The following is a 12,844-nucleotide window of genomic DNA, read 5'->3' on the forward strand; positions in this document are numbered from 1 at the left end:
AAATAAGGTATAAATCACATTAAATAAAAGAAACCATTAAAACCATAGCTGCCATTAAAACTTCGCTTTTAATATGCCATCCCTCACATAAAGTAAGCCTTTGTGACTCTAAGCTGAACGCACAAAATAACCAAGGGGCTTATTATGAGCACAACTGACGATTCTTTCTCTGTTACCCACGACCCGATTGAAATTCAGCGGCCTTCGCTCAAAGAGCGCTGGTGGCATATTATGGATACCTGGAAAGTTGGGATTATTCCTCTGCCGCTGTTCGTTCTGGCGGGCGCGCTGATTGCCATTGATTGCCTGGGCGGAAAACTGCCGAGCGATATCGTGGTCATGGTGGCAACGCTGGCCTTCTTCGGCTTTGCCTGCGGCGAGTTTGGCAAACGCCTGCCGATTGTCGGCAAGCTCGGCGCGGCGGCGATTTGCGCCACCTTTATCCCTTCCGCGCTGGTCTACTATGGCCTGCTGCCGGACGTGGTGGTCGAGTCCACCACCAAGTTCTACAAATCCACCAACATTCTCTATCTCTACATCTGCTGCATTATCGTCGGCAGCATCATGAGCATGAACCGCACGGTGCTGATTCAGGGCTTCCTGCGCATCTTCTTCCCGATGCTGTGCGGTGAAATCGTCGGCATGCTGGTGGGGATGGGCGTAGGCCTGGCGCTGGGCCTTGAGCCATTCCAGATCTTCTTCTTTATCATTCTGCCAATTATGGCGGGCGGCGGCGGGGGGGGGGGGGTCCCGCTTTCCATCGGCTATGCCACCCTGCTGCACATGGACCAGGGCGTGGCGCTCGGCCGCGTGCTGCCGATGGTGATGCTCGGCGGTCTGACGGCAATCATCATCTCCGGCTGCCTGAACCAGCTCGGTAAACGCTTCCCGCACCTGACCGGCGAAGGCCAGCTGATGCCTAACCGCGCGAATGCCGATGCCACCGTCTCTCAGCCTGCGTTTTCCGGCAAAGCGGACGTCACCACTATCGCCTCCGGCGCGCTGCTGGCGGTGCTGCTCTACATGCTGGGCATGCTCGGCCACAAGCTGATTGGCCTGCCTGCACCAGTTGGGATGCTGTTTATGGCGGTCCTGGTGAAGCTCTGCAACGGCGCCTCTCCGCGCCTGCTGGAAGGCTCTCAGGTGGTGTACAAATTCTTCCAGACCTCCGTGACCTACCCAATCCTCTTCGCTGTCGGCGTGGCCATCACCCCGTGGCATGAGCTGGTGGCGGCGTTCACCGTCAGCAACCTGCTGGTGATTGTCAGCACCGTTTCCGCACTGGTCGCCACCGGCTTCTTCGTCGGCAAAAAGATTGGTATGCACCCGATTGATGTCGCCATCGTCTCCTGCTGCCAGAGCGGCCAGGGCGGTACCGGCGACGTGGCGATCCTGACCGCAGGCAACCGCATGAGCCTGATGCCGTTCGCCCAGATTGCTACCCGTATCGGCGGGGCGATTAACGTCTCTGTCTCACTGCTGATTCTGGGCAACTTCCTCGTTTAAGTTTTCAGGAAAGAACAATGAAACTCGCAAGCTTTTTATACCAGGGAAAACGCAGCTACGGCATCGTCCAGGCCGACGGCGTGATTGATTTAGGCCGCCGTCTCGGCGACCGCTACAGCGACCTTAAAGCGCTGCTGCAGGGCAACGGGCTGGCGCAGGCCACCCGCTACCTGAACGACGCCGTGGACGTGCCGCTGAGCGCCATTACCTTCTTACCGGTGATCGAACAGCCGGAAAAGATCCTCTGCGTGGGCATGAACTACGCCGACAAGCGCAAGGAGTTTGACCAGCATAACCCGGCCCCGACGCTGTTTGTCCGCTTCCCGGATTCACAGACCGGCCACAACGAGCCGGTGCTGAAGCCGCGCCACTCCAGCGAATTCGACTACGAAGGCGAGCTGGCGGTGATCATCGGTAAAGGCGGGGAGAACATCAGCCGCGATGACGCCCTGCGCCACGTGGCGGGCTACAGCTGCTACATGGACGGCTCCGCCCGCGACTGGCAGCACACCTGGTTCACCGCCGGTAAAAACTGGCGCAAAACCGGCGCGTTTGGGCCGTGGATGGCGACGGCGGATGAGATCCCGGATCCGCACCAGCTGGCAATCCGCACCTGGCTGAACGGCCGCATGGTGCAGGAAGATAACACCAGCAGCATGATCCACAAGGTGGCGGAGCTGATCGAGTACATCAGCACCTTTACCCGCCTCAGCCCGGGCGACGTGATCATCACCGGCTCGCCTGGCGGGGTGGGTAAAAAGCGCAATCCGCCGCTGTTTATGAAGGAAGGGGATCGCATTGAGGTGGAGATCGAGCATATCGGTCATCTGAGCAACGTGATCGTGGAAGCGCCAGCCGTCGGGCTTGCGGCAGCACACTGAGTAAGGCGGCATGAACAGTCAACCCATCGATTTTCGCCACACGCTGGTGGCGAAACACCCGGAACGCTTAAGCCAGATCCGTTACCTGCTGGCCGACAGCGGCCTTGGCCTGGACAACGACATCACGCTGTTTGTCGAAGCCTGGTCCGGCTCGCAGCTGGTGGGTTGCGCAGGGCTTGCTGCCAACGTCATCAAATGCGTGGCGGTTAACGAGCAGCTTCGCGGCGAGAACCTCAGCGCGCGGCTGCTTGCAGAGGTGGAAAATGCGGCGCTGGAGTGCGGCCATTTTCACCTCTTCCTCTGCACCCGACCTTGCAACCGGGAGCGCTTTGCCCGCAGCGGCTTCTGGCCGATTGCCCAGAGCGGGAACAACGCGGTGCTGATGGAGAACACCCCGCAGGGGATCGAACGCTACTGCCGTTCCCTGCGCGCGAAGCGCAGGTGCGGGGAGAACATTGGCGCGATAGTGATGAACGCCAATCCGTTCACCCTCGGCCATCGCCATCTGGTGGAGCAGGCGGCGCAGCGGTGCGATGCCCTGCATCTGTTCGTGGTGCGTGAAGACGCCTCGTTCTTCCCGTTCAGCGCGCGCCTTGAGATGGTGCGCGCGGGCGTGGCGCATCTGCCGAACGTGGTGGTGCATGAAGGCTCGCAGTACATCATCTCCCGCGCCACCTTCCCGGCCTACTTCCTGAAGGAGACCGGCAAGGTGCAGCAGGCGTGGAGCGAGATTGACGTGCTGATCTTCCGGGACTTCATCGCCCCGGCGCTCGGCATCACGCACCGCTTCATCGGCTCGGAGCCGTTTTGCGATATCACCCGCCAGTACAACCAGACGCTGCACGACCTGCTGGCCTCGCATATTGAGGTGGTGGAAATGCCGCGCATCAAGGCCACCGGCAACGCTATTTCAGCGTCCGAAGTGCGCCGCTTACTGAAGACACAGCAGTTTTCCCGGATCCGGGAGATTGTCCCGGACTCCACCTTCGCGCATCTCGAAACGCATTACCGTGCGAGTGCGGAAGTCGCTTAACTACCAGGAATTTATCATGAAAATTGTAAGGGAGGCGCTGGCCGGAACGCAGGAGTCCAGCGACCTGATGGTGAAAATCGCTCCCGCTCACGGCGAGCTGGAGATAGTCATCCACAGTGAAGTGATTAAGCAGTTTGGCGAGCAGATTCGCCAGGTGGTCAACGACACATTGCGCGCCATGAACGTGCACCAGGGATTAATCATTATTGAAGACAAAGGGGCGCTGGACTGTGTTATCCGCGCCCGCCTGCAAAGCGCGCTGATGCGTGCCGCCGATGAACAGGCCATCAACTGGGGGGCGCTGAAATGAGCAAACTCCGCCGCAGCATGCTGTTCCTGCCGGGCGCCAACGCCGCCATGCTCTCAACCGCCTTTATCTACCGTCCCGACTCCATCATGTTTGACCTTGAGGACGCCGTTGCCCTGCGCGAGAAGGATACCGCGCGCATGCTGGTGTTCCACGCCCTGCAGCACCCGATGTATCAGGATATCGAAACCGTGGTGCGCATCAATCCGCTCAGCACGCCGTTTGGCCTGCTGGATCTGGAGGCCGCCGTGCGGGCCGGCGTGGACGTGATCCGCCTGCCGAAAACCGACACGCCGGACGATATCTACGAGCTGGAAGGCCACCTTGAGCGTATCGAACGCGAGTGCGGGCGCGAGGTCGGCTCCACCCGCGTGATGGCGGCGATTGAATCAGCCATTGGCGTCATCAACGCCGTGGCGATTGCCCGCAGCTCTCCGCGCCTCATCGGGATTGCGCTGGCCGCCTTTGACTACGTGATGGACATGCAGACCGAGCGCGGCGACGGCACCGAGCTGTTCTACGCCCGCTGCGCCGTGCTGCACGCCGCCCGCGCGGCGGGCATCGACGCCTTCGACGTGGTGTGGTCAGACGTTAACGACGAGGCCGGGTTCCTGCGCGAGGTCGATCTGATCCGCAAGATGGGCTTCAACGGCAAATCGCTGATTAACCCGCGCCAGATTGACCTGCTGCACAACGCCTACGCTCCGACACAGGAAGAGGTGGATCACGCCAAAAGGGTGATTGAAGCGGCAGAAGAGGGCGAGCGTAACGGCCTGGGCGTGGTGTCGCTCAACGGCAAAATGGTGGATGCACCGATTATTAACCACGCGCAGGTGGTGCTGGAGCGTGCGGCTGCCTCCGGCGTGCGTCGGTAAGGATGAGATGATGAATCAGACAGAACTTCTTCACGTGAATTTTCCCCATCTGCGGGACTTAAAACCCTTTGATACCGCCCACAGCGCCACGCCGTGGCTGGCGGACAGCGACGCGAAGCACAGCCGCAAGCTCTGCGCCTCTGTTGAAGAGGCGGTGATGCGAAGCGGCCTGCAGGACGGGATGACCATCTCCTTCCACCATGCGTTTCGCGAAGGCGACCGGGTGATTAACACCGTCGTGGCGCTGCTGGCGCGGATGGGTTTTAAAAACCTGACGCTGGCCTCCAGCTCGCTGATGACCTGCAACGACGCGCTGATCGAGCATATCGAAAGCGGCGTCATCACCCGGATTTACACTTCAGGCATGCGCGGCAGGCTGGCGGACGCCATCTCCCACGGGCTGATGGACGAGCCGGTGCAAATTCACTCCCACGGCGGGCGCGTGAAGCTGCTCCAGGACGGCGAGCTGAATATCGACGTGGCGTTTCTCGGCGTGCCGTGCAGCGATGAGTTTGGCAATGCCAACGGAACGCACGGTAAATCGTGCTGCGGATCGCTCGGCTACGCGATGGTGGACGCGCACTTCGCCCGCAAGGTGGTGCTGCTGACCGAAGCCCTGGTGCCGTTCCCCAACATGCCCGCCAGCCTGGTGCAGGATCAGGTGGACTACATCGTGCAGGTTGAAAGCGTAGGCGACCCGGCGAAAATCAGCGTCGGCGCGGCGCGCGTCACCAGCAACCCGCGCGAGCTGATGATCGCCCGCTATGCGGCGGACGTCATTGAACACTCCGGCTACTTTAAACCGGGCTTCTCGATGCAGACCGGCTCCGGCGCGGCGGCGACCGCCTGCACCCGTTTTATGGAAGAGAAAATGGAGCGCAGCGGCGTGAAGGCGCGCTTTGCGCTCGGCGGCATCACTGGCAGCCTGGTGGATTTGCACGAGAAGGGGCTGATCGAAAAGCTGCTCGACACCCAGTGCTTTGACGGCCAGGCGGCGGCTTCGCTGGCGCGCAACCCGAACCACGTGGAGATCTCCACCAATGTCTATGCCAACCCCGGCAGCAAGGCGGCAAGCTGCGACCAGCTCGACGTGGTGATCCTCAGCGCCCTCGAAATCGACGTCGATTTCAACGTCAACGTTATTACCGGCTCCGATGGGGTGATGCGCGGCGCGTCCGGCGGTCACTGCGACGTGGCCGCCGCGGCGAACCTGACCATTGTGGTCGCGCCGCTGCTGCGCAGCCGTATTCCGACGGTCGTGAAGCGGGTTACCACGCGCCTCACGCCGGGCGAAAGCATCGACGTGCTGGTCACCGACCACGGCATTGCGGTCAATCCGGCGCGGCCGGAGATCCGCGAGCGGCTGCTGGAAGCCGGGCTCAAAGTTGTGGATATCAGCGCGCTTTACGAGCGGGCGATTTCTCTGACGGGCGTACCGAAACCGATTGAATTTACCGACAAAATCGTCGGAGTGATCCGCTACCGCGACGGCAGCGTGATCGACACCGTACGACAGGTGAAGGAGTAGTTATGACAACAGCGACACCCGTGCGGGCGGGTGTCAGCCTGGATGAACTGCTGGTGGCGAAAGATCGCCGCGCGGCGCGCCAGGCTGACATGCTTACGCACTATCAACAACCGGTGATTTCCCTCACGCTGGTCACGCCAGGGGAAATCAAAGACAGCCTGCGCTATCGCAATACCATGGGCGTGGCGCTGCAAATGTGTGACCAGCTGCTGTGGGAAAACCGCTGGCAGGTGCTGGACCGCCAGGTGCTGTGGCTCCCTACCGGGCCAGAAGCTCTGTGGTGCGTGGCCCATCCGGCGGCGGAAATCAAAGCGCACTGTGCGGATCTGGAGCAGACGCACCCGCTCGGCAGGCTGTGGGATCTGGACGTGATCTGCCCTCAGCACGGCCACGTCGGGCGTCAGTCGCTGGGGGCAAACCTCAGACGCTGCCTGATCTGCGACGAACCCGCTCACGCCTGTTCCCGTTCGCGCAATCACCCCGTTGAGAAGGTGGTTTCCCGCGTGGAGAAGATGATTGATGAATGGTTTGCTCGCGACTAAACCGCGCCCGGCTGACGTGCCCGCGCTTGCCGAAGCGGCGCTATGGCAGGAGCTGGAGCTGACGCCCAAACCGGGGCTGGTGGACAAGCTCAATAACGGTTCCCATCGCGATATGGACCACGCGCTGTTCGTCCGCAGCATCGCGGCGATTACGCCGTGGTTTTCGCGCTTTGCCGAGCTGGGTAGTGCGCATGCGGATAAACCCGCTGACGCACAGCTGCGGATTATCCGCCCGATGGGGATGGCCTGCGAGCAGGCGATGTACGCCGCGACGAACGGAGTGAACACCCACAAGGGCGGGATTTTTGCCCTGGGTTTACTGTGCTTCGCCGTCGGGCGTGTGAAAAATATCTCCGCAGACAGCCTCTGCTGTGAGGTGAGTAACATCTGCAGCGGGCTGGTGTCGCGTGAGCTGGCCGCGCGCAGCGGACAGGCGACGGCGGGCGAGCGGCAGTTTCAGCAGTACGGCTTAACCGGCGCGCGCGGTGAGGCGGAAAGCGGCTTTGCGACGGCGCGTAGGGCGCTGGCGCAGTGGAACGGACAGTCGCTTCACGGCCTGCTGCTGCGCCTGATGTCGGTTAATCAGGACAGTAATCTCGTGTCGCGCGGCGGCATTGAAGGGCTGCGCTACGTTCAGGGCTACGCGCGGGAACTGCTGGCTAACGGCTGGGATCGCGAGGCGTTGCTTAAGATGGATAAGGCATTGATTGAACGCAATCTGAGCCCGGGCGGCAGCGCGGATTTGCTGTCGGTGGGGTGGGTGCTGTCTGCAATAAAATAGCCGGGTGGCGCTAACGCTCACCCGGCCTACTCTCCGTGCTTTTGTAGGCCCGGTAAGGCGAAGCCGCCACCGGGCAAAAGACATCAAGGATTAATGCGCAATCGGCTGCGCACCGTGCGGCTCGCGCACGTGCTTGTACTTGAACAGTGCGATGAACGCGAAGAACAGCACCAGCGAGTACGCCGCGAAGATCAGCCACACGGGCTGCCAGTTGGTGATGCCGTTGGTGGTGTACATCTCTACCACTTTACCGCTCATCACGCCGCCCAGAATACAGCCGAAGCCGTTGGTCATCATCAGGAACATACCCTGCGCGCTGGCGCGGATTTCAGGCTTCACCTCTTTTTCCACAAACACCGAACCGGAGATGTTGAAGAAGTCGAAGGCGCAGCCGTAAACGATCATCGACAGCACCAGCAGCACGGTACCAAACGCGCTCGGGTCACCGTAGGCGAACAGGCCGAAGCGCAGCATCCATGCAGCGATACTGATCAGCATGACGTTCTTGATGCCGTAGCGGCTCAGGAAGAATGGGATGGTCAGGATGAACAGCGTCTCAGAGATCTGAGAGATGGACATCATCACCGACGCGTGCTCGACGATAAAGCTTCCGGCAAACAGCGGGTTGTTGTCGAAGCTGTGCAGGAAGGTATTGCCGAACATGTTGGTGATCTGCAGCTCTGCGCCCAGCAGCATGGAGAAGATAAAGAAGATCGCCATGCGCTTGTTTTTAAACAGCGCGAACGCGTCCAGGCCGAGCATGGCGCTCCAGCTCTGGTTTTTCTGCTGGTTAGACACCGGAATATGCGGCAGCGTCAGGGTAAACACGGCCAGCACCACGGAGAGCGCCGCACCGATATAGAGCTGCATATGGCTCAGTTCAAAGCCCGCGAAGCTCACGCCCCACATCGCCATGATAAAGCCGATGGTGCCCCAGATACGGATTGGCGGGAAATCGGTCACGATGTCCATGCCCGCAGACTTGATGCGGTGGTAGGAGATGGTGTTGATCAGGCCAAGCGTTGGCATATAGGCCAGCGAGTTAAGCAGGATCACCATGAACATCGCTCCCGGCGTGGTCACCTGGGCTGCCATAAACAGCGTCCCCGCGCCCACCAGATGGCAAAGCATGTACAGCCACTTCGCACTCAACCATTTATCCGCCACGATACCGAGCAGCGTTGGCATGAAGACAGCCGCAATACCGAGCGAGCTGTATACGGCACCGATTGACGCACCGTCGAACTTGAGCGTCACAAACATATAGGAGCCGAGTGTGGTCAGCCAGCTACCCCACAGGCAGAACTGCAGAAACGACAATATTTTAAGCTGCAGCTTAAGGTTCATGTTACTTTCCTCACAAGTGAGCGGGAGATATGTTGTTTTGGGAACATTCAGGGTTGTTATTTGATGCAATTCTATCAGTTGGCAACGATATGTTTTGTTACCTCCCGCAAAAAAATGCAATCCACATTAATTTGCAGTTTGGATTGTGATGCAAATAACATTTTCGTATGGGTGGAAGTGGGATGAGTGCGGCCTGATGCCCTCACCCTGCCCTCTCCCAGAGGGAGAGGGCAGGGTGAGGGGTAGTTTTCTAGCGACGACGATAGTTCTTCTGCGCCGTATTCACCTTATACAGATAGCGACGGGATTCCGCAGACGGGTGGCGGGTGGTGAGGGTTGAGTAGACATCCCCCGGCGCCATGCTGTTGATGATGTTTGCGGCCTGCACCTTGTCATTTGAGAAGACGCGCAGCACGCTGCCCGCACCGCCGTTATAGGCGGTGATCACCGCATAGCGGCGTGACGTTGGGTTATCAATGCCGCCCAGGTAGACATTGTTCAGCATCGCCAGATAGGCCGTGCCGGTATCAATGTTGCTCTGCGGATCGAACAGATAGCTGCGGCTCGGCGTGCCGGATTTCCCCTGCGCGCGGAAGACGTCTTTCCCGGCGCTGTGCTGCACAACCTGCATCAGCCCAAGGGCGTCGGAACGGCTTACCGCGTACGGGTTGAACGAGGACTCGGTCTGCATAATCGCCAGGATCAGCGACTCATCCACGCCGTACTTGCGCGAGGCCTGACGCACCATCCCAATGTACTTATGCGCACGCTTGTCGAGGTGGTTCGGGACGAGGTTGATGGTGACGCTGTAAATAATCTTCAAACCGTTGGAGCGGCTTTTCAGGCGCGTCTGCAGCAGGTAGTCGGCAAATTTCGTGGCGCGACCTTCCCAGCGGATCGGCTGGCCGGTCTGATCGACAACCTGGCCGTACAGGAACGGCTCTTTCGAGATCGTGATATCGTCGGCATCGGAGTAGAGATCGATAGATCCCGGATCGTCACCCATCAGCAGGGTTTTGATAATCGCCTGACGGAGTCGTGCCGCAGGGTCGGTGCCTGCAATTGTCTCAATCGTGATCGTGCCCTCATCAAAGTTAATGTGGCTACGGGTCTGATAGGCATCGGTGTACTTAACGTAGTCCTTAGGTCCGGCAATAAGAACTTCGTTAAATCCCCATATATTCTCGATGTTGTGGGCAAACTGCCCCATCAAAATGTCAAAACCGTTGGTGTCCTTGATCCAGGCTTCGTTGTAATCTTCGCCTTTTTTTGACGAACACGAGACAAGCAACGGCGCAACAAGGGCTAGCGCTAAAAGTTTTTTCATCATTCCGGGAGTGCGTGTTGTGTTTGCTTAGTCGTTGCTATTGCCCGGCAGCGCTACGCTTGCACGGGCCTACGGTTTTGTAGGCCGGGTAAGCGCAGCGCCACCCGGCAACAGCCGCTCGATATTATTTTTCCGGTGGCGTGTAGCCTTCGATGTGCACATCTTTACCTTCGAACAGGAAGCTCACCATCTCCTGCTCCAGCAGCTTGCGGTGTTCCGGGTTCATCATGCTGAGTTTTTTCTCGTTGATCAGCATGGTCTGCTTTTTCTGCCACTGTCCCCAGGCTTCTTTGGAGATTTCATTGTAGATGCGTTTACCCAGATCGCCCGGATAAAGCTGGAAATCCTGGCCTTCAGCGTCACGCTGCAGGAAAGTACAAAAAATCGTTCTGGCCATACTCATTCCTCTTTTTCTTGTCGATGCTAAACCATTGCACCGGCACGTAATTGCTGTAACAGGCGCTCCACGGGAGCCGCCAGTCCGACTGATGGCGGTTGCGCTAAGTTATACCAGAGAGCGGTGCCTTCATCCATGCACGAGGCAAATGACGACATGGGAAGCCACATGGGTACAATATCCAGGTGGAAATGGCTGAACGTATGGCGAAACGCGGTCAGCTGCGTCAGGTTATCGGCAGCAATCCCGCGCTGTTTAAGCCATTCACGCAGCAAATCTTCATCTTCAAACTGTGGGAAGCAGTATAGACCACCCCACAGACCGCTCGGTGGACGCTGGGCGAGGAAAACCTCGTCGCCGTGCTGCATCAGCAGCATATAGCCGGTGCGCTCCGGCAGCGTCTGTTTGGGTTTCTTACCCGGATATTGCGCCCATGAATGGTTGGCATACGCCACGCAGAGATTATTCACCGGGCAGAGCTCGCATTTTGGTTTTGAGCGCGTGCAGACCATCGCGCCGAGATCCATCATCGCCTGGTTGAAACGCTCGACGCCGTTGGCCGGGGTGACCGCTTCACTTATTTCCCAAAGACGTTTTTCAACGTCCTTCTTCCCCGGCCAGCCGTCGACGGCATAGCAGCGTGCCAGCACGCGCTTCACGTTGCCGTCGAGGATCGGGAAATGCTTGCCTAAAGACAGGGAGAGAATAGCGCCTGCGGTTGAACGTCCGACGCCGGGGAGATCGGCCACCTCATCGAAGGTTTCCGGGAATTTCCCATTGTGGCGCGTCGCGACCTGCTGTGCGGCCTTGTGAAGGTTACGCGCGCGGGCGTAATAGCCAAGACCGGTCCACAGGTGCAGGACCTCGTCCAGCGGCGCGTTGGCCAGATCGGTCACCGTCGGGAAGCGCGCCATAAAACGCTCGAAGTAAGGAATGACCGTGGCGACCTGAGTTTGTTGCAACATCACCTCGGAGAGCCATACTTTATAAGGCGTTTTTTCAATTTGCCAGGGCAGGGTTTTACGCCCGTATTTGTCGTACCAGTCCAGCACCTGGGCTGAAAATTGAGAGGCTTGCATGGTCATCGATTCGCATAATCAGGGACGCAGATTGCAGCACAGCGTCAATCTGCTGTAAACCGGATCTTTCCCATGCTTGCATAGAAGCCTTAACTTTGGATAATGCCCGTTTCCCGAACATTCTCACAAGCAGACAACTCTTTTATGAAAAACGACGTCATTTCACCGGAATTTGATGAAAACGGTCGCCCGCTGCGCCGTATTCGCAGCTTTGTCCGCCGTCAGGGCCGCCTGACAAAAGGGCAGCAACATGCGCTGGACAACTACTGGCCGGTGATGGGCGTTGAGTTCAGCGAGCAGCCTCTGGACTTTACCGAGCTGTTCGGCCGCGAAGCACCCGTCACGCTGGAGATCGGTTTTGGTATGGGCACCTCGCTGGTGACTATGGCGAAAGCGCGACCGGAGCAGAACTTCCTCGGTATCGAAGTCCACTCCCCGGGCGTGGGAGCATGCCTGGCAACGGCCCATGAAGAGGGCGTTGAGAACCTGCGCGTGATGTGTCACGACGCGGTGGAAGTGCTGCATAAAATGATTCCTGACAATTCTTTAACCATGGTTCAGCTCTTTTTCCCTGACCCGTGGCACAAAGCACGTCATAATAAACGCCGTATCGTTCAGGCACCGTTTGCCGAGCTGGTGAAAAGTAAGCTGAAGCTGGGCGGTGTCTTCCATATGGCGACCGACTGGGAACCGTATGCGGAACATATGCTGGAAGTGATGTCGTCGCTGGACGGGTATAAAAACCAGTCTGAGAGCAACGACTATGTACCGCGTCCGGAATCGCGTCCGGTAACGAAATTTGAACAGCGTGGCCATCGTCTTGGTCACGGTGTATGGGACTTAATGTTCGAGAGGGTGAAATAATGGCAAAGAATCGTAGCCGTCGTCTGCGTAAAAAGATGCACATCGAAGAATTCCAGGAAGTGGGCTTCTCCGTTGCGTGGCGTTTCCCGGAAGGCACCAGTGTAGAACAGATCGATCAGGACGTGGATGCGTTCATCAATGACGTCATTGAGCCAAACAAGCTGGCCTTCGACGGTAGCGGCTACCTGGCATGGGAAGGTCTGATCTGCACCCAGGAAGTGGGTAAATGCACCGAAGAACATCAGGCGCTGGTACGTAAATGGCTTGAAGACCATAAGCTCGAAGATGTCCGCGTCAGCGAACTTTTCGACGTTTGGTGGGACTAATAAAGCAGTAAGGGGCCAGCATTAGCTGGCCCATTTTGTCTGAGGGAGTGT

At 58.6% G+C, this 12,844-nt stretch carries 14 protein-coding genes; 10 read left to right on the forward strand and 4 right to left on the reverse strand.

Annotated features, from left to right (window positions below):
• The first annotated feature begins 144 nt into the window (after window positions 1-144).
• Genes P346_RS10230 through citG form a run of 8 tightly spaced genes read left to right on the forward strand, consistent with a single transcriptional unit; the run spans window position 145 to window position 7,453 of the window.
• On the forward strand, window positions 145-1,506 hold the full coding sequence (locus P346_RS10230) for a 2-hydroxycarboxylate transporter family protein (protein ID WP_032660020.1): 1,362 nt from the start codon (window positions 145-147) through the stop codon (window positions 1,504-1,506).
• Between the two features lie 17 nt (window positions 1,507-1,523).
• Window positions 1,524-2,387 (forward strand): fumarylacetoacetate hydrolase family protein, encoded by an 864-nt coding sequence (locus P346_RS10225; RefSeq protein WP_032660021.1) that lies wholly within the window; start codon window positions 1,524-1,526, stop codon window positions 2,385-2,387.
• Between the two features lie 10 nt (window positions 2,388-2,397).
• Complete coding sequence (citC, locus tag P346_RS10220) at window positions 2,398-3,420, forward strand: [citrate (pro-3S)-lyase] ligase (protein ID WP_032660022.1); 1,023 nt, start codon at window positions 2,398-2,400, stop codon at window positions 3,418-3,420.
• 16 nt (window positions 3,421-3,436) lie between these two features.
• Window positions 3,437-3,730 carry a citrate lyase acyl carrier protein gene (gene citD, locus P346_RS10215; protein WP_008499773.1) on the forward strand — a complete coding sequence of 98 codons (294 nt, stop codon included), beginning with the start codon at window positions 3,437-3,439 and terminating at the stop codon, window positions 3,728-3,730.
• Window positions 3,727-4,602 carry a citrate (pro-3S)-lyase subunit beta gene (gene citE, locus P346_RS10210; protein ID WP_032660024.1) on the forward strand — a complete coding sequence of 292 codons (876 nt, stop codon included), beginning with the start codon at window positions 3,727-3,729 and terminating at the stop codon, window positions 4,600-4,602. The genes citD and citE overlap by 4 nt, the downstream gene beginning before the upstream one ends.
• A 10-nt stretch (window positions 4,603-4,612) precedes the next feature.
• Window positions 4,613-6,130 (forward strand): citrate lyase subunit alpha, encoded by a 1,518-nt coding sequence (gene citF, locus P346_RS10205; protein WP_032660026.1) that lies wholly within the window; start codon window positions 4,613-4,615, stop codon window positions 6,128-6,130.
• Between the two features lie 2 nt (window positions 6,131-6,132).
• Window positions 6,133-6,672, forward strand: coding sequence for a citrate lyase holo-[acyl-carrier protein] synthase (citX, locus tag P346_RS10200; RefSeq protein WP_032660029.1), 540 nt, complete (start codon window positions 6,133-6,135; stop codon window positions 6,670-6,672).
• Window positions 6,650-7,453, forward strand: coding sequence for a triphosphoribosyl-dephospho-CoA synthase CitG (gene citG, locus P346_RS10195; RefSeq protein ID WP_032660031.1), 804 nt, complete (start codon window positions 6,650-6,652; stop codon window positions 7,451-7,453). Before citX ends, citG begins: the two co-directional genes overlap by 23 nt.
• A 90-nt stretch (window positions 7,454-7,543) precedes the next feature.
• Here citG and P346_RS10190 read toward each other — a convergent pair whose 3' ends face one another.
• The 4 genes from P346_RS10190 to mutY form a co-directional block, all read right to left on the reverse strand.
• On the reverse strand, window positions 7,544-8,800 hold the full coding sequence (locus P346_RS10190; protein ID WP_032660034.1) for a nucleoside permease: 1,257 nt from the start codon (window positions 8,798-8,800) through the stop codon (window positions 7,544-7,546).
• Window positions 8,801-9,050: 250 nt separating this feature from the next.
• A complete protein-coding gene (mltC, locus tag P346_RS10185; protein WP_032660036.1) occupies window positions 9,051-10,127 on the reverse strand; it encodes a membrane-bound lytic murein transglycosylase MltC in 1,077 nt (358 codons plus the stop codon).
• 124 nt (window positions 10,128-10,251) lie between these two features.
• Window positions 10,252-10,524, reverse strand: coding sequence for an oxidative damage protection protein (locus tag P346_RS10180; protein ID WP_023309138.1), 273 nt, complete (start codon window positions 10,522-10,524; stop codon window positions 10,252-10,254).
• Window positions 10,525-10,550: 26 nt separating this feature from the next.
• Window positions 10,551-11,603: an A/G-specific adenine glycosylase gene (gene mutY, locus P346_RS10175; protein ID WP_193743814.1), complete on the reverse strand. Its 1,053-nt coding sequence runs from the start codon at window positions 11,601-11,603 to the stop codon at window positions 10,551-10,553.
• Between the two features lie 144 nt (window positions 11,604-11,747).
• Between mutY and trmB the strand changes: the two genes are divergently transcribed.
• Together trmB and P346_RS10165 are read left to right on the forward strand one after the other, a co-directional pair.
• Window positions 11,748-12,467 (forward strand): tRNA (guanosine(46)-N7)-methyltransferase TrmB, encoded by a 720-nt coding sequence (trmB, locus tag P346_RS10170; protein WP_029739764.1) that lies wholly within the window; start codon window positions 11,748-11,750, stop codon window positions 12,465-12,467.
• On the forward strand, window positions 12,467-12,793 hold the full coding sequence (locus tag P346_RS10165; protein WP_014885198.1) for a YggL family protein: 327 nt from the start codon (window positions 12,467-12,469) through the stop codon (window positions 12,791-12,793). The genes trmB and P346_RS10165 overlap by 1 nt, the downstream gene beginning before the upstream one ends.
• Window positions 12,794-12,844 lie beyond the last annotated feature (51 nt).

The organism is Enterobacter sp. DC1 (assembly GCF_000568075.1).
Taxonomy (GTDB): Bacteria; Pseudomonadota; Gammaproteobacteria; order Enterobacterales; family Enterobacteriaceae; genus Enterobacter; species Enterobacter asburiae.